The sequence below is a fragment of the Bilophila sp. T19-St14 genome (assembly GCF_059728385.1).
Window position 1 is genome coordinate 303,255 of the sequence record NZ_BAAGFT010000002.1, and the last position, 17,278, is coordinate 320,532.

At 60.2% G+C, this 17,278-nt stretch carries 14 protein-coding genes; 8 read left to right on the forward strand and 6 right to left on the reverse strand.

Going from position 1 to position 17,278, the window contains the following annotated elements; translation table 11 throughout:
* Positions 1-130 precede the first annotated feature (130 nt).
* Complete coding sequence (locus AC6I1V_RS15775; protein WP_486853862.1) at positions 131-1,042, forward strand: LysR family transcriptional regulator; 912 nt, start codon at positions 131-133, stop codon at positions 1,040-1,042.
* 530 nt (positions 1,043-1,572) lie between these two features.
* Here AC6I1V_RS15775 and AC6I1V_RS15780 read toward each other — a convergent pair.
* The 3 genes from AC6I1V_RS15780 to AC6I1V_RS15790 all read right to left on the reverse strand — a co-directional run bounded on the left by AC6I1V_RS15780 (position 1,573) and on the right by AC6I1V_RS15790 (position 7,622).
* Positions 1,573-3,024: an ATP-binding protein gene (locus AC6I1V_RS15780; protein WP_486853863.1), complete on the reverse strand. Its 1,452-nt coding sequence runs from the start codon at positions 3,022-3,024 to the stop codon at positions 1,573-1,575.
* A 1,146-nt stretch (positions 3,025-4,170) separates the two neighbouring features.
* The gene (locus tag AC6I1V_RS15785; protein WP_486853864.1) at positions 4,171-6,450 is read right to left on the reverse strand and encodes an MFS transporter; all 2,280 of its coding nucleotides are present in this window, start codon (positions 6,448-6,450) and stop codon (positions 4,171-4,173) included.
* Positions 6,451-6,452: 2 nt separating this feature from the next.
* Positions 6,453-7,622, reverse strand: a complete 1,170-nt coding sequence (locus AC6I1V_RS15790) for an ABC transporter substrate-binding protein (RefSeq protein ID WP_486853865.1) — start codon at positions 7,620-7,622, stop codon at positions 6,453-6,455.
* A gap of 349 nt (positions 7,623-7,971) precedes the next feature.
* On the opposite strand from AC6I1V_RS15790, the gene AC6I1V_RS15795 reads away from it, so the two are divergent.
* Positions 7,972-8,349, forward strand: a complete 378-nt coding sequence (locus tag AC6I1V_RS15795; RefSeq protein WP_486850978.1) for a RidA family protein — start codon at positions 7,972-7,974, stop codon at positions 8,347-8,349.
* Positions 8,350-8,741: 392 nt separating this feature from the next.
* Here AC6I1V_RS15795 and AC6I1V_RS15800 read toward each other — a convergent pair whose 3' ends face one another.
* Together AC6I1V_RS15800 and AC6I1V_RS15805 are read right to left on the reverse strand one after the other, a co-directional pair.
* Positions 8,742-9,452 carry a GntR family transcriptional regulator gene (locus tag AC6I1V_RS15800; RefSeq protein ID WP_497737220.1) on the reverse strand — a complete coding sequence of 237 codons (711 nt, stop codon included), beginning with the start codon at positions 9,450-9,452 and terminating at the stop codon, positions 8,742-8,744.
* 96 nt (positions 9,453-9,548) lie between these two features.
* Entirely contained in the window at positions 9,549-10,040 is a 492-nt protein-coding gene (locus AC6I1V_RS15805) for an aminoacyl-tRNA deacylase (RefSeq protein ID WP_486850977.1), read from the reverse strand.
* Between the two features lie 378 nt (positions 10,041-10,418).
* On the opposite strand from AC6I1V_RS15805, the gene AC6I1V_RS15810 reads away from it, so the two are divergent.
* From AC6I1V_RS15810 to gcvH, 6 genes are all read left to right on the forward strand, one after another.
* A complete protein-coding gene (locus AC6I1V_RS15810) occupies positions 10,419-10,829 on the forward strand; it encodes an OsmC family protein (protein WP_302552483.1) in 411 nt (136 codons plus the stop codon).
* Positions 10,830-10,849: 20 nt separating this feature from the next.
* The gene (locus tag AC6I1V_RS15815; RefSeq protein WP_308770782.1) at positions 10,850-11,227 is read left to right on the forward strand and encodes a RidA family protein; all 378 of its coding nucleotides are present in this window, start codon (positions 10,850-10,852) and stop codon (positions 11,225-11,227) included.
* 592 nt (positions 11,228-11,819) lie between these two features.
* Positions 11,820-12,641, forward strand: a complete 822-nt coding sequence (locus AC6I1V_RS15820; RefSeq protein WP_302552481.1) for an aspartate dehydrogenase domain-containing protein — start codon at positions 11,820-11,822, stop codon at positions 12,639-12,641.
* Positions 12,642-12,708: 67 nt separating this feature from the next.
* Complete coding sequence (locus AC6I1V_RS15825) at positions 12,709-13,143, forward strand: OsmC family protein (protein WP_302552479.1); 435 nt, start codon at positions 12,709-12,711, stop codon at positions 13,141-13,143.
* Positions 13,140-14,528, forward strand: a complete 1,389-nt coding sequence (gene lpdA, locus AC6I1V_RS15830; protein WP_486853866.1) for a dihydrolipoyl dehydrogenase — start codon at positions 13,140-13,142, stop codon at positions 14,526-14,528. Before AC6I1V_RS15825 ends, lpdA begins: the two co-directional genes overlap by 4 nt.
* Positions 14,529-14,590: 62 nt before the next feature.
* Positions 14,591-14,980 (forward strand): glycine cleavage system protein GcvH, encoded by a 390-nt coding sequence (gcvH, locus tag AC6I1V_RS15835; protein WP_308770647.1) that lies wholly within the window; start codon positions 14,591-14,593, stop codon positions 14,978-14,980.
* 986 nt (positions 14,981-15,966) lie between these two features.
* Here gcvH and AC6I1V_RS15840 read toward each other — a convergent pair.
* On the reverse strand, positions 15,967-16,878 hold the full coding sequence (locus AC6I1V_RS15840) for a tripartite tricarboxylate transporter substrate binding protein (RefSeq protein ID WP_308770645.1): 912 nt from the start codon (positions 16,876-16,878) through the stop codon (positions 15,967-15,969).
* Between the last annotated feature and the right edge of the window lie 400 nt (positions 16,879-17,278).

Here is a 17,278-nt window from a genome sequence, read left to right on the forward strand (position 1 = left end):
CCCTGAGGGATGCGCACCAGGGCCGACGCCCTTTCAATGGCCTTGCCGCCGGTACGGATGCGCCGCCCCTGTTGCGTGAAGGCAGGCTGGCGAACGGTACGCAGTGGCCTGTAGCAAGTGGAGGGGGACTATGGAACTGAGGGTGCTCCGTTATTTCCTTGCCGTGGCGAGGGAGGAAAGCATATCCGGGGCGGCGGAAGCCCTGCACGTCACCCAGCCCACGCTGTCGCGGCAGATGATGGAGCTTGAGGAGGAACTGGGGAAAACGCTGTTCCTGCGCGGGAAAAGGAAAATTTCGCTGACGGAGGAGGGCATGTTCCTCCGCAAGCGGGCGCAGGAGATCGTCACGCTGGTGGAAAAGACGGAATCCGAATTCAGCGCGGCGGAAGAGACGATCAGCGGGGATGTCTATATCGGAGGCGGCGAGACCGACGCCATGCGGCTGATTGCCCGCGCGGCGCACAGGCTCCAGTCGGCGTACCCCCACATTGCGTACCACCTGTTCAGCGGCAATGCGGAAGACGTCACGGAAAGGCTGGACAGGGGGCTTGTGGATTTCGGCGTCTTCATCGAACCGGCGGATCTGTCGAAGTACGACTTCATCAAGCTGCCGATGACGGACATCTGGGGCGTGCTGATGCGAAAGGACAGCCCTCTCGCGGCAAGGCCAACGATAAGGCCGCAGGATCTGCCGGGCCTTCCGCTCCTCGCTTCCAGACAGTATCTGGTGAAAAACGAATTCTCAGGATGGTTCGGGGAAGGCTATGAGAAGCTGAACATCATCACGACATACAATCTGTTGTACAACGCCTCGATCATGGTGGAGGAAGGCATGGGGTACGCCCTGTGCTTGGACAAGATCGTCAGAACATCCGGCGACAGCCCGCTGTGCTTCAGGCCGCTGGAGCCGAAGCTGGAGGTGGGGCTCCATATCGCGTGGAAAAAATACCAGTTTTTCTCGAAGGCCGCTGAAAAATTCCTGGAATGCCTGCAACGCGAGATCGCCGCTTGGCGTAAGGCGGATAGCCCCGCTCAAGAGTGAACCACGGGCAAGCGGGAAAGGGGAAGAGGGCGACGCCAAGTCCGGGATACGTAATGGAACTAGCTTTCCCATATGGAAATGGCTTTCCCATTGCGCCCATGCCGATGCTCCACGTGCCGCCGGCGGGCGACTCTGCGGACTTTACTCGGTAAAGTTCTTGGCGAGGGCGGGAGCGGCATCCACGGCAAAGGCAAGGGCGGGAGCTTAAGGGATGCGTACAGGTCATGGCTAAGCCTTCGGCAGTTCAATATTCAGAGCTTTGCGGCGTTCTTGTGCAGGGGATTGGGCAGGGCTTCGTCCCTGAAAAGCGCCTTGAAGCGGCTCACGCAGTCCACGATGGGCATCAGCGGATAAGCAGTGCCGAACAGAAAACGCTCCTGATGGGAAACGGATGATACTCTTTTGAAATTCTAAAAGGATAGCCAATACACTGCCTCAGTCATGGAACCAGCCCACGGAACAACTGAACAGGCTGTATTTTCACCATATTATTGTGGAAATAAAACGGTCGAATCCTATGACAGGGCCCGTCATGATACGTCAATGGTGAGGCCTTCCCATGCTGTGTTGCGCAGGGCGGTTTCCCAAGCCGGGGCCCTCTGCGAGCGGGGCGTGTAGTCCAGACACCACCGGGCGAGGCTGAGGGGGAGGACAGCTTCAAGCGGGAGATCCGCAAGGCGCTGCAAGTCCGCCCGGCTGATGCCCCCGGAGGCGATCAGCTCCAGCATGCCCGCGGGAAAGAGCCTCCCGGCTTCCCGCGCCTGCATGGAAATGGCGAAAGCCGCCAGCATCGTCCGGCCCGGAAGCGGCGGGAGCGGTTCGCCGCACGCCATGAACTGATCCCGCACGGCGTGGAGCATTGCCGGAAGGTAGCGCACGAGGAAAATCCCGCCGTGGCAGCAAAGCCCGTGCTCAAGCGCCAGCGTCATGTAGGAAACGAACAGCCCCGGATAGATGTTCCGGTCGCGCAGGGCCTCAATGACGGCTTCCGGCACAAGCGGCAGATGGAAGCCCGGAAATTCGAGCGCGCCGCTGTCCGGCGATACGCGCAGGGGGTGCCGCCGCCCGCGCCCGTCCACGCCCCAGAAAAAGGCCGTGCCGTTCCCGGCTGTTCGGGGCAGCTCGCCGCCGGAAACCACGCCGTGGCTCCAACAGCCGCGCACGCCGGCAAGACGCCGTAAAAGCCCTTCGCGCAGGCGCGGCATAAACAGCGCCCTGTGCAATACCGAATCGGGCCGGGCAAGGTCGTCGATCAGCAGTTCCCGTGCGATTTCCTCCAGTTCGAGATAGACGGCTGTGGGCCGGGCATCTGGAAACAGGGCGGCGTACAGCTTCGCGTTGACCCGTGCGGCCTGCTCCCCAAAGCGTTTGAGCGCGAGCGTGTCCGGGTCAAGCAGATGATGCAGCACCGTCCCCAGCCCCCGTTTCTCATAGGCCCGCGTCGGTTTCCAGTGGACGGCGCTTGAACGCATGTCCTTTGCGGTCAAGGCGGGGGCGTTCAGTTCCACGGTGTCCTGCCAAGAGCTCCGAAACAACGGGAAACGTGCCGGGGCGTCCGCGTGGAAGGATTGCAGCCCGCGCGGGTATGCCGAACTCTGTAGGGAAACGCCGCCGCAGGACAGCACGGGGATGACGGCCCCCGGCTCACCGTTGGCCAGACGGTCAAGGCCGAAGAACGGCACGGCCTGCACCATTTCAGGCAGGCAGTCGATGCCGTGCAGGTTCGCCGACAGGACGGCGTTGTTCCGGGAAAAATACCGTTTAACCGCATCGCCAACATCGTTGCCGAGGCTCCGTGCCGCGTGTTTCGCCATGCAGCCCACGATGGCGCCGGAAGGCAGACGTTCCCCGTCCGCCGTCGCGTAGGCCGAAGCGGATATTTCACCGAGGCTCATGCCGCGCCATGATGCAAAACAGCCGGGAAGGTAGGGAAAAGCCTCCCAAAGAGGCTTGAAGATGGGCATGGCCAGGGGATCAATCATGTGTACTCCTTTGCAAAACGGCATCCGGCGGCGCCAACATTATTGCGCATCGCTGTCTCTTGCAAGGAACAAAGCAAAAAACGGGCCGGGAAAGACCTTCCTGCATGAAAGGCGTCCATACCGGCACGCAGCATTGGTGCGCACGCGGTGCATACGGAGAGGCTTCCGGCCTTCCGAAAGGTGGCGTCAGGAGCATGGGGAACGGGACGGCTGGTGGAACTCCCCCGTACATGTAGGGAAGACTGTTCCATCAGCATGTTGCCCGCGGCGACGGCGGGGACTCCCCCCATACATGTAGGGAAGACCAGCTTCCGGTTCTGGCGTCGCCGGGCGACGAAGGGACTCCCCCGTAACACGTAGGGAAGACGACATGGCAGGTGAAGGACGGGGCATGAGCGTGGGGGCTTCCCCATACGTGTAGGGAAGAAATTCTCCAAGATAGACGCTCCGAGCCTGTTCATTAGGCTTCCCCATACGTGTAGGGAAGAAATCGTAGGAATGGGCATATTGGCTGCCAAAGCTGGTTTCCCCTACGCGTGTAGGGAAGGCAATATTGCGTCTTTCTTTTCTTCCCCCGGTTTTTCCCCGGCATCCAGTCTCCCACACGGGTGTGGGGAAGAGCGTTCGCAATACTCTCGACGAAAGGCTGTAATACGGTTTCCCACATGCGTGTAGGGAAGACAACCCGAAGCCTTCGGTTCCGGCGACCCCGTGAGGGGGCCCTATCTGTGTAAGAAACAGCCTAACACAATGAAAAGACAGGGAAAAATCCACGGTTTCCCCAACGGTGGGGAATTTTCCTTTTCTAAAAGACGCTTTAAGGCTCCCCCATGCGTGTGAGGAAGGCTCCGCAAGCTGGAGCGCATCCCCTGCTGCGTCGAAGTCCCCCCATGCATGTGGGGAAGGCCTAAAGGATCAGAGGGGAAACCGGTACGCACGGAGGGGATCCGGCTGATGCTTCTTTTGCAACCCCAAAGAATCCATCCGGCATGTGCGGAGGTGGCCCGTCACGGCGTCCATGCCGTCAAGGGCGGGGTAGGGCCATCCGGCGCGCATGGAGGGCACGGCGGGGCCCTTTTGCGGAGGACATGCGGCGGCTGCGCAAAAAGCGGAAGCCGATCCCTGCAAGGGGGAAACGGCAAGCCGTCATGCGCCGCCCCTGGCAAAGCGCCCGGTCAGGGCGAAAAGGATATTCAAGGCGGCGAGCACAGCCGCCATCCCAAGCAGCCCCGAATCCACGCCCCACAAGGCGATCACCTGTCCGAGCGCGACCGGGCCGAGCATTTGGCCGAGCCGTTCGGTGATATTGTAGATCCCCACCGTCCTGCCGGAGCCGACCCGCTGGGAAACCGGGATTTCGAGCGCATAGGTTCCCTGCGCGCTGGCGACGACGGCATTGCACAGGGCGAGCAGCGCCACGCAGACGAACGCCGCCGCGAGTCCGTCGAGCAGGAGCAGGGCGATGATGCCGCCGATGCACAGGAACCCGCCGCCCACGAGCCAGGCGAGCTTGTTGGGCGACCTGTCCACCGCCTTCCCGAAGAAGGGGCCGAGGTAGATGATCACGAGGCAGAACAGCAGGAACACCCGCCCGATGCCCGCCGGGCTGACCCCGGCCTGGCTGAGCGAGACGGGAAGGAAGAACTGGAACAGGCACACGGTCACGAAGGCGCAGGGGAAGATGTTGCCCAACAGCAGGCCCGCCATCCTGATGTCCGAGAAAAAGGCGCCGAGCCCGCGCAGGGAGATGCGCCCGGAAGCGGAAGGCTCAGGGGCCCACGTTTCGCGGGGCAGCGTGAAGCGGAGGAAGATCCCGATGAGGGCCATCAGCCCCGCCGAAACGAGGAAGGCCGACGCATATCCAAGGTTGTCCGCGATGAGCCCGCCGAAGGCGCTGCCGCACAGGAACCCGGCGTACAGGCCCGCGACGAGCGCGGAGAGGTTCCCGGCCCGGTGTTCGGGCGAGGAGTGCGACACGACGAAGACCTGCCCGGCGAGGTTGATGAGGCCGTAGCCGAACCCCGCGCCGCCTCTGGAGAGGATGTAGGCAAGGGGCTCCGAGACAAGGCCGCTTGCGACGTTGCCGAGCGCCACCAGCAGCGCCCCCCAGAGCAGGAGGGGCCGCCAGCCCTTCTTCTGGCTCCAGAAGCTGCCTAGAAGGATGCCTATGCCCACCGCGCACATTTCAAACGACAGCGGGAGGCCCATCACCACATCGGGCGGAAGTCCAAGCAGGCCGAGATCCATTTCCGCTATCCGCAGGGGGATAAAGGAGGCGGGCAGATCGATGGCGAACATGCACAGGAAGATGATCGGGCGCATGATGCGCGGCGGCAGAGGTTCATCGGCGGACGGCGCGGCGGGCTTCCCCATGCTTTGCAGGGGCACAAGCTCCAACATGAACAGCATGGCGATGATCATGATGGTCAGGGTGTCGTAGACGATGGAACGGAAGGCTTCCCATACCGTGCCCTCGTCAATGCCCACGGTTACGGAAACCGGGTTGCCGTCGGACAGGGGCACGCCCGCCTGGAGGGGCGTCATCGGGTTCCCCACCGTAAAAGTGGTTCCTCCGGCATCGCTGACGGTGATGGACTGCGCCCAGGGCAGGCTCTGGCGGATGTGATCCAGATACGCCCTGACGGAAGGCACGTCCGCCAGCTTCAACCCAAGATCGTTGATATGCGCGACATCATGCCCGATGTAGCGGGCAAGCTGGGTTCCGGCGTCGCGGGCGTTTTCCTCCAGAAAGGAAACGGCGGGGCCCCGGAGGAAAAGGAGGAAGGCGATCTGGCTGACGAGCAGGGGGATGATGAGGCAGCCCTTGCCGAGTTTCGGAAAGGGTGGCTTGCCTTCCCGCAACACCAGCAGGATGAACAGGGAGCCGCCCAGTACGGCTACCCCAAGGAACAGGAGCGTGTGTCGGGAGGCGGCGCTGCCGACAAGCTCCGCCATGCCCGCCTCGTCGAACCCGGCGAGCACGCTCCCCACGCCGGCCCCGGTGCGGTTCCTGATGGGCTGGACAATCCAGACCTTGCCGTCGGCGTCGAAGGTTTTCACCTCGCCGTGCAGCGTCTTGAGCTTGTTCTCGTCCTGAGGGACGGGAGGGGCCTCCGGCGCGCCTGAGGGCCAGGCGGAGATGGGCCGCCCGTTTCCGTCCAATACGGCAAGGCGGCTGACGCCCGCGGTTTCGCAAAAACGGCGAACGCGCCCGTCCATGTCCTCCACCCGTTCGGGATCTTTGCCGAAACGGGCCAGCCGCGAGAGATCGAGGCTGAACTTTTCGCTGGCGATGGCCTGCACCGAGACAAGGGACGTCTTATAGGATTTGTACAGGGTCGCCAGCGTGAGGATACCATACAGGCACTGCGCGGCAAGGAGCGTTGCCAGGCCGCCGATGAGCAGGCGCTTGCGGGATGGTTCCATGTTCACTCGGCCGCGTTTTTGATGTCTTGATAGATCGCGTCCGCCGCCAGCAGGATTTCAAAAGGCGGATCCCAATAGATGAGCCGCGCCATTTCCAGATTGATGGCAAGCCCGATTGCGCTGTCAAAGACCTGCCCGACATCCCTGGGGCGTGTGCCGTCCATGACTTTGGCGATGGCCTCGGCCCCGAAGCGGCCTTCACTGGAAAAACTGCTCTGGGACAGGCTCATCAGGACGCCGAGCTTCGTCTCCTCAATGCCGCTCTGGGAAAAGGAGGGGACGCCCGCCTCAATGAGCGGCTGGAGCAGTTCCCGCATCCGGTTCCACTGCATGCCTGAGTTGGTGGTGAGGTACACGGCGTCGGACGTTCCCGCCAGTTGGGAAATACACTGCCTGAGGTTGGCGAAGCTCTGATCGGGAGGCACGTTCAGCGCCGTGGTGCAGCGCACAAGCTCGATGCCGAGCTCATCGGCGGCGGATTCGATGGCGGCCAGCGAGACGTCGGAACGGCCTTCCGGGGTATCCTCATACGGGACACCCAGTTTCTTGAAACCAAAAATATCATGGAAAACGGCAAGCTGGCGCTTGTAGCGTTCGGGATCGATCTGCGTATGCAGGTTGTCGCGCCCGGAATCCTCCAGCGATTTGGAGATGCCCGCCTGCACCGCGTCGGTGACCGACATGGAGAACACCGGAACGGCAATGTCGGCTGTGGCCATATCCAGACCGGCCCACGTGCCGAAGGCGAAAACCATATCCACGTCGCCCCGTTCGCGGATACGGTCGAGCAGGGCCTTCCTGTTGGCGGCACGCTGCGGCGCATCCCAGTTGGCGGAATAGTAGCCGTCTTTCAAAAACTCCAGCCGATCCCCGCCCGCATGTTCGGCGAGCCAGTCCCAAATGGGCCGGGTGTCGTCCGTCTTCTCCGGGATGGGCACATCGCCGTCGGCAATAATCCCAAGTTCGGCAAGCCCCTTGGCTGTGGCGGCGAGGATGCGCTGATAGTCCGTATACCCGCCTCCCTCAATGTAGGCCACCCGCCATCTTTTTGCGGGATGGGCGGAGGCTTTTTCCTCAACAACTGGGGTGCCGTCGGCGGACGCGGCAACAGCGGCAAAGAGCAGACCGCCGCACAGCACGATAAAAAGGAACAACCGGCAAAAGCGATTCATGGCGACTCTGTTTTTCACAAGGTTAGGCAGGCGGCTTTCAGGCCGCGTTCCCGGCGGAACGTGCATGCCGGGCCATCCGTATGCCCCTGATCCATAAAACGTCAGGAGATGATTTCGCTTTTACGTGCATTCCCCAAGCCATGCAAGGCCGACAGATGACAAAGGGGCCCCTTGCGGCTACTGTAGCGATGGACGCATTTGGCGAACCGCGCACCGGGCGTACATGCCCAAACAGCCAGTGCGCGGCATCCCGCGGCAACAGGGAGGGAACGTCCGTATCCCGGCTCCTGTCCCAGTTCCTGCTGGTGCGGCAAAACTTCAATACCCGTTTGGGAACAAGGAGACTGCCATGAAGACCGTCATTTCCACTTCCAAGGCTCCCGCCGCCATCGGCCCCTATTCGCAGGCCGTCCGTAAGGGCGATACCCTGTATCTTTCCGGGCAGATCGGCATGGATCCGGCTACGGGGGAACTCGTTTCCGATGATGTGAAGGCGCAGACCGCGCAGGCCCTCGCCAACATGAAGGCCATCCTTGCGGAGGCCGGAGCCACGCCCGCCGATGTGACCAAAGTAACCGTGTTCATCGTGGACATGGCGGAATTCCAGATCGTGAACGGCGTGTACAGCGAAACTTTCGGTACAGACGCCCCGGCCCGCTCCTGCGTCGCCGTCGCCGCCCTGCCCAAAGGCGCACGCGTGGAAATCGAAGCCATCGCCGTCCTGTAACTTTTCAGTCCCACTAACTTTTTCGTCCCACGTTCACACATAAGCGGATTTTTCCTTCCCCCTCGGCCCGCCGAGGGGTTTTCATATGGGAAGGCCAGCTTTTCTCTTCCCTGAGCTTTCGTCAGGATAAAGACGGGAAGAGCGGGCCGCGTGTTCCCCCAGTTTCCCATAAGCGAACGTCCCGAAACTTCAACCGGAAACAAAAGGCTGTACCATAGAAAATGGTTGATGTTTTTTCTTTGGAGTTCCAAAGGCATGAACAACAAAATGCCTTAACTATGGATTCCGCCGATGGGAAAACCGGAAAAGAATGTATTTTCAGCGTACCGCGGAGATGAAACAACCACTGCTATGGCAGGGCCAAACAAAAAGCCCCGCACGGGGCAGGGCTGTCATTCGGTGGGGAAGTGGGCGCGCCGCTTGGAGCGGGTTGCCTTGGGTTTTTGTTCCGCTTCGCAGATTTGGGCGAGCCGTTCGGCGGAATCGGCATAATGCGCCCGCACTGCTTCCTCAATGGTGTGCGGGTTGCGCGTGAGGAACGCCTCATACATGCTGTTGTGCCGCTGAAAAAGCTCCTCCGCCGTGTACAGCGTACGCCATTGCTGAAACATAAGGTATTTGGAAATCACCCGGCAGGAACTGCGGGCAATGGAGATGAGCAGGGGGTTGCTGGCCCTTTCGAGGATCGTTTCATGGAAGGCCGTGCCGAGTGCCGCGTGATCCTCGAAGGGCGTGCCGGAAAGCACGCCTTGTTTCATGCGGTCAAGCAGGGCTTCCAATTCTTCCCACGGGCCTTTGGGCAGGTTCAGGACTACGTTGACGGCAGCGGCCCCTTCGAGGAGCCCACACAGTTCGTAGCGGTGGCGGATGCCGTCGCCCGTGAGCAGGGTTACGCACTTGCCCCGCTTCGGGTGGGACATCAGGAACCCCTCCGTTTCAAGCTGATAAAGCGCCTCACGGACGGGGGCCCGGCTGATGCCGCATTCCTCGGCTATGCTGGCCTCGCTGATCCGATCCCCGCTGCGGAGTTTGCCGTTGCGGATCCGCTGGCGGATAAGGTTGACCACCTGTTCGCTGTATGTCGGTTTGTTAAGCTGTTGCATCGCTCACCATTGTGTTCGTTGGCGGCGTCCGATTGTGAACGCCGTATCATATGTATTTGATACCAAATAACCTCTCCCCATATACGCCGTCAAGGGCTATCGCCGGGGCCCGCAGCTCTGAATGTCCCCGGCCACGGCCCCGGCAAGCCGCAGGGCATCGGGCCGGATAACGGCGATGACGCCGCGTTCGCCCGCATTGATGTACAGCGTCCCCCGCTCGAAAAGCGAAGACTGCGCGAACACCGGAAGCGGCGAACTGAGCCCGAACGGGCAGATGCCGCCGGGCTTGTATCCGGTCAGGCGTTCGGCGTTTTCAGGGGAACTCGGCTGGAGGTGCGGCACGCCCGAAAGCCGCTGGAGCTTGTGCAGGGATACGCGCTCATCGCCGTGCATGAGCGCCATGACCGCGTGCCCTCCCTGCCCGTCGTCGAACACAAGGCTTTTCACGATGTCGTGTTCGCACAGCCCAAGCTGCCGGGCCGCGTCCTTCGTGCCGCCCCGCTCGGTGAAAGCATACTCCAAACGCCCCACGTCCTCACCCGCTTCCTGCAGAATGCGGATGGCCGGAGCCTCTTTTTTCCCGTACATCCCTCTCCCTCCACACGTATTATTGTACGGGCAGGAGATACCTGATATCCGACATGCTGTCGACTGCTTTAGTCGACGGCTAGTGGTTCCATGTTTCGCATTGCACGCAGAGTTTGCATTGCACGCCGATGGCCCGATGACGGCTGGGCAGGGAAGGCTTTCAACAGGTGCCCCTTTTCAACGAGTGCCCTTGGGTTATCTTGGGGAGAAATGAGGAAAGCTCCGCATGGGCAGGGCTTCTTTCGAGGAAGGCCCCGTATGGGCAGGATTTCTTTCTTGGTTTTTAAATAAGTCGACGGTATACTGTTGACCATTATCCGCGTCCGGGGTATTGTGCTTTCAGCAACAAGCTCAACCCTGACGACAAAGGAGAACCACATGGCTACAGTTACCGCGAAATACCTTGGCGATCTGCGCGTCGAGTGCACCCATGTCGCGAGCGGAACCAAACTGGTGAGCGACGCCCCCGTGGACAACAACGGCAAGGGCGAAGCCTTTTCGCCCACTGACCTCTGCGTTACCGCCCTCGCATCCTGCGCCATGACGATCATCGGCATTTACGGCAAGATGCACGATGTGGACGTTGTCGGAACGGAAATTGAAGTCGCCAAGACCATGAGCGCCAACCCGCGCCGCATCGGCAAGATCGAAGTGACCTTCATCATGCCCGACCGCGAATACACCGACAAGCAGAAGACCATGATTGAACGCGCCGCGCATACCTGCCCGGTTCACCTGAGCCTGCACCCCGATGTCGAGCAGGTGTTCACCTTCAAATGGGCGAAGTAGCTCCAACCAAGGAAAACGCCATGAAAACCGTGATTTCCACCCCCAATGCCCCCGCCGCCATCGGCCCCTATTCGCAGGCCATCCGTAAGGGCGGCACCCTGTACCTCTCCGGCCAGATCGGCATGGTTCCGGCCACCGGAGAGCTCGTTTCCGATGATGTGAAGGAACAGGCGGCGCAGGCCCTCGCCAACATGAAGGCCGTCCTCGCCGAAGCCGGAGCCACGCCCGCCGATGTGGTCAAAGTGACCGTGTTCATCGTGGATATGGCTGATTTTCAGGCTGTGAACGGTGTATACAGCGAAACCTTCGGAGCCGATGCCCCGGCCCGTTCCTGCGTCGCTGTTGCCGCCCTGCCCAAGGGCGCGCGCGTGGAAATCGAAGCCATCGCCGTCCTCTAGCCCCCTTTCCCATACGGCTCCCAGATGCCTCCTCCCACATAGCCCCCGGCCCAGCCGGGGGTTTTCCGTAGGCCCTGTTATAGTATGTGGTTGTTTCATCTCCCCAGTGCGATGAAAAATAGAGCTTTTTTCCAGCTTTCCCCTTGGCGGGATCCACGGCTAAGGCATTTTCCGGTTGGCTGTGTTCAATTTTACGGTTGATGATTTTTTCAATGAAAATCAATAGATAAAAGCTCATTCCACGTCTGGTGATATGGGCCTCTCTCATTTTTTGTTCATTACATGAAATCCAGTTTTGAAGAATTGTTGCGAGACCTCCAAATCATTTCCAAAGAACTCTTCCTTTCCAGTTGGAATCTTGTATCAACCACAAACTTAAACACAGTCTTTCGGTTATCCCTTTGGAGTTTCAAGGAAAAAAGCATCAACCCTTTTCTATGGCACAGCCTTTCCGCAAGGGGCTGCAAGGGAATAAGCCTTTTGCGGACAACGGTGAGAGGGCTGGATCTGTCGGATTATTTTTGGTCGACTATTATTGTCGACAATAAAACGGTTTTCGGCTATGCTCCCTATGGATATATTGGAGAAAGCGATGCAGCCAACGGTTCTTGGGATCATCGGATGCGGTGCGATGGGGCGTCTCATCGCCCGGCATATCCGCGAACATCTGCCGGCCTATCGTCTCGGCGGGCTTTTTTCACGCACCACGGCGCACGCCGAGGAGCTCGCGCTGGAGCTCGGAGGCGTCCCCGTGCTTGGCCTGCAACCCCTTATCGAATCATGTGATTTGCTTGTCGAAGCCACCAGCGCCGTCTCCATGCCGCCTATCGTGCGGGCTTGTCTTGCCGCCGGAAAAGCCGTTGTGCCGTTGAGCGTCGGCGGGTTTTCGCTTGATCCTTCCCTGCTGCGCGATGTGGAGGCCTCCCGCGCCGCGGTGCATGTGCCCTCTGGGGCCATTGCCGGGCTGGATGGCATCCGGGCCATGCGGGAAATGGGGCTTGATGCCGTTACCCTCACCACGGTGAAGCATCCCCGCAGCCTTGGGCAGACGCCGCCCCTCACGGATCTTGACCCGCCCACGGCGGAAGAGGCGCTGATCATGTCCCCGGAAGCCCGGCTGTTGTTCAGCGGCACGGCGGAAGAGGCGATCCGGCGTTTCCCCGCAAACGTGAACGTCGCGGTCAGCCTCGGCCTGGCGGGGCTTGGCTTTTCGCGGACGCGGGTACGCCTGTTCGCCGATCCCGGCGCGGCAGGAACCCTGCACCGCATTTCGGCCCGTGCCGGGGACTGCACGCTGGAAACCATAACCCGCCCGGCCCCGCTGCCCCGGAACCCACGCAGCTCGGCGCTCGCCATGTATTCCGTCCCCGCCCTGCTGCGGGGGCTCGCCGCCAACCCGAAGCTGGGGGGATGACGGTTTTCATGGACTTGGAAGCAGGATAGGCACACTCTGGAATCCCACAACAAACAAGGAGTCAGCGATGTCCCAACGCATACAGGTTTCGTTCGTTCAAGAGGGCGACGTCTACACCGTCCATACGGGTTCCCCTGTCCTTAAAGATATTGTCATGGATTATACCGGAATCCCGGAAACGGAGCGGGGCGGCAACTCGTCCGCTTTGCTGATAGCCGCGGCCCTGAGCTGTTTCTGCGGAAGCATCCGGGCGGCGCTTGTGGCCCGCGGGGTTCCGTTCCGCGCCATCCGGGCGCAGGGGACGGGAACCAAGGAACCCAATGCGGACGGCGCGATGCGCCTTGTACGCATCGACATCGACGTGACCGTGGACGCGGATGAAGCCTATGCCGCCAAGGTGGATCATTGCGCGAAGATCGTCAAAAACTGCCTCATCACGGCATCCATTTTTGAAGGCATCAACGTCTCGCACAGTGTCCGCAGGGCAGGGGGCGCGTCATGAAGCTGACCATCATCGGGGGAGGACCCGGAGGGTACACCGCCGCATTCGCCGCCGCGAAAGCCGGGGCCGAAGTGACCCTTATCGAGCGTGCCCATCTTGGTGGGACGTGCCTGCACACGGGCTGTATCCCAACGAAGACGCTGCGTTCATCGGCGGACGCGCTGGATACGGCTGCCCGGCTCAGGGAATTCGGCATTGCCGGGGATTGCGCCGCCGTGCCGGACATGCCCGCCATCGTCGCCCGGAAGCGCAAGGTGACGGCAACCCTGCAAACCGGGCTTGAGAAAACAGCCGCCCAGTTGAAGATCCGCATCATCCACGGCGAGGCGGGGCTTGTCGGTTCCGGGCTCGTCAGGGTTGCTTCCGGGGATGAAGTTCTGGAGATCGCCGGGGATCGGGTCATCCTCGCCACCGGCTCCTCCCCGTTGGAGCTGCCTTCGCTGCCCGTGGATCACCGGCTTGTCCTATCCAGCGACGATGCGCTGGAGCTGCAAACCGTGCCTGAGCACTTGGCCATTGTCGGCGGCGGGGTTATCGGCTGTGAACTCGCCTTCATCTACCGGGCCTTCGGCGCGAAAGTGACGGTCATCGAAGGGCAGGGGCGTCTGCTCCCCCTGCCGTCCGTGGACGGGGAAATCAGCCGTCTGCTGCTCCGTGAAATGAAGAAGAAAGGCATCGCCGTGGAACTGGCCCATACGGTTTCCCGCGTATCCCCGTGTGACGGCGGGGCGGCGGTGGAAATCGCGCCTTTCCCCGCAGGGGCGGGCGGTTCCCGTATCCTAAACGCGTCCGCCGTTTGCGTTACCGTGGGCCGGGCGCCGAACACCGCAGGATTGGCCGAAGCGGGGATTGCGCTCGACCAGCGTGGCTGGATCATCGTCGACGATACGCTGGAAACGTCGGTTCCCGGCGTATATGCCATTGGCGACGTCACCGGCCCGCGGCGGATCATGCTGGCGCACATGGCCGCAGCCGAAGCGCATACCGCGGTTCATAACATCCTGCACCCTGAGAAGCGGAAAACGCAATCCTATGCGGCGGTTCCTTCGGCCATCTTCACCTCGCCGGAAATCGGCGATGTGGGGTTGACGGAAGAACAGGCCAAGGAACAGGGGATGGCGGTACGTTCGGCGGTGTTCCAGTTCCGGGAACTCGGCAAGGCGCAGGCTATGGGCGCGCTTTCCGGGCTTTTCAAAATCGTTGCCGAAGAGGGCACGGGCAGGCTCCTCGGCGTCCATATTGCCGGGGCGCACGCCTCGGATCTCATCGCTGAAGCGACCCTCGCCCTTCAGAAGGGGTGTACGGCACGGGAACTCTTTGAAACCATCCATGCCCACCCGACCCTTTCGGAAGGGCTGTACGAAGCCGCCGGGATGCTCGCCTAGCTCCCGTTTCCCTCAACCATGCCGCACGGCTCCACCGGGTGCGGCGAACCGCAGGAGGCATTATGAACACGCCAAAATCCCTGAACTTTCCTGAAGATCTCGGTTACACGGCCCGCCACGTATGGGCCCGCAAGGACGGCGACACGCTGGTCATCGGCATCACGGATTTCGCACAGGATCAGCTTGGTGAAATCCTGTTCGTCGATCTGCCCGATGCGGGCGCTTCCTTCGGGGCCGATGACGAATTCGGGACTGTGGAATCCCTGAAAACCGTCAGTTCGCTGTATATGCCCGTGGCCGGGGAAGTCGTTGAGCGCAATGGGGCGCTGGAAGGCAAGCCTACGCTCGTGAACCTCAACTGCTACGCCGATGGCTGGATGCTCCGTATCCGGCCCACGGAAACGCCCGCCCTGATGACGGCGGCTGATTACCGCAGCCAGTTGGAAGGCTGACGGACAGCCTTCGGATGAAGGCAAAGGCTTCTGTCATGGCAGGTGGTTGTTTCATCTCCACAGCACGCTGAAAATACGGCTTTTTTTATCCGGTTTTCCCATTGGCGGAACCCACAGCTAAAACATTTTGCTGCTTATCCCTTTGGGGCTTTAAAGAAAAAAGCATCAGCCATTTTCTGTGACGCAGCCAATGCAAAAAACGCCGGGAGCTTTTCCCGGCGTTTTTCTTTGTGGGTTTCAGCCTGTTGAGGATACGAAGCGTCAGAAAAATGATCACCTGCTGTGCGGGTGGTTATTATTTGGCCCTGTCATGGGATATGGCTGTTTCATGTGGCTGTGTCATAGAAAATGGTTGATGCTTTTTTTCTTGAAGTTCCAAAGGAATAACTAACAAAATACTTTAACCACGAATTCCGCAAAGGAAAAACTAGAGAAAGAGGCTGTATTTTCACCATACTATGGAGATGAAACAACCACATGCTATGACAGAGCCTTTCATGTTTACAGCGTGATGAAAAGAGGGCCTTTTTCTCCCGTGTTCCGCTTGCTTCCGCTTTTGTTGGCGGGCTTCATGGCCCAAGCCCTTTATCGGCCATTTCCTTGGGATATCAAGAAAGCATCAGCTATTTCCATGAGACAGCTTTTTTATGTCTCTATCAGAGTTCATGGTCGTTTTGCCTCAGCAATATGCTGAAAAATATATGTTTTCTCTCCTATTTTTCCGCTGAAGGGTTCCATGGTTGGGGGAGTTTATTGGTTATGTCTTTGGCATTTCAGGAAAGAAAGCATCAACCGTTTTCCATGACAGAGCTTTTCCTACCCTGTTCCGCCATCACACCTCACGTTTTCCATCCCCCTTCCCCGTCCATCGTTACAGCCGCAGCCATCAAAAAAGCCCCCTGATCCGCATGGTGGTACGGATCGGAGGGCTTTCCGCCGCGTCGCCGCAGGCTGCATCCTTTCAGAATGGGGCCGCTTTCGCTGTGCTACCGGATCAACCCCTGTTCCTTGAGGGTCTTGTGGGCCTTTTCCTTTTCCTGCCGGATGATTTCGCCAAACGCCTTGCCATCCTTAAAGTAGGGGAGCAGTCCGGCCCCGCGTACGCCCGCCTGATATTCAGGGTTGGCGCATATCTTGGCAAGCGCGGCTTCGAGATAGGCCTGAGCTTCCGCGGGGAAGTCCGGCGGGGTGGCAAGGCCACGATACTTGGCGGATTCGAGCTTATAGCCAAGCTCGTTCATGGTCGGGACATCGGGGCAGAGCTCATAGCGATCCTTGGTTGCAATGGCGAGGCCGCGTGCGCCCTGCATACGCAGGAAGTTGGATGTGGAAGCGAAATAGCAGTCCACTTCGCCGCCGAGCAGCGCCGGGGCCGCCTTGCTGCCGCCGGGGTAGGGAACCTGCGTGAACTTCGCGCCGGTGAACTTTTCCACGTTCATAAGAAAGATATGGTCACCGGTGAGCTTGCCCACGGTTGCGGCCTTCACCTTGCCGGGGTTGGCCTTGGCGTATTCGATCAGTTCCCCGAAACTCTTAAACGGGCTCTTTTCGCTGACGATCAGGATGTCCGGGTCGAACACGAGGCAACAAAGCGGATTCAGTTGTTCCGTCTTGTAGCCCGGCTGCCCCTCAGGGCGAAGCATGGGCTGGAGCACGATATGGGGCAGATCCACGCCGCCGATGGTGTACCCGTCCGCCTTTGCGCCGATGAGCCACGTCCAGCCGATTTCCCCGCCCGCGCCCGCCTTGTAGGTCACGACGATGGGCTGGGGGATGACCCCCTTGGCGAATTTCTCGACGAGCCTGTGGCTCAGGTCGCTGCCGCCGCCCGCATTGAATGCGGTCATGAGCATGATCGGCTTGGCGGGGTATTCCGCCAGCGCAGGAAGCGCGGACACAAAGCAAATCCCCAGGGCGAGCAACAAAGCATAGAATCTTTTCATAGCTACCTCAAAGGTGGGTGGTGAAAAAAACAAATTTGTCGACCGTTGACAGTATTAGAACTCTGTCGACGGGTTGTGTCAAGTGCTGTTTGTCACAACACCTAAAAAATCTTTCAGAGTGGATGGGGCAGGCATGGTGCGATGTTTTGAAGGCCGGGGAAAAAGACGGCGTGCCGGCAGAACGGCATTTGGGAGCCAGGCAGGAAGGCCGTTTTTGCGTACATCAGGCCGTACCTGTGGGCCAACCCAATGGAGGGGAAAAAGCCCATGGCTGGGACTCTTGGCGGCTATTTTCTATATTTGATTATAACTATTATAAATATTTTATCATTCAGTTGTAAAAAATAAGGCTGCG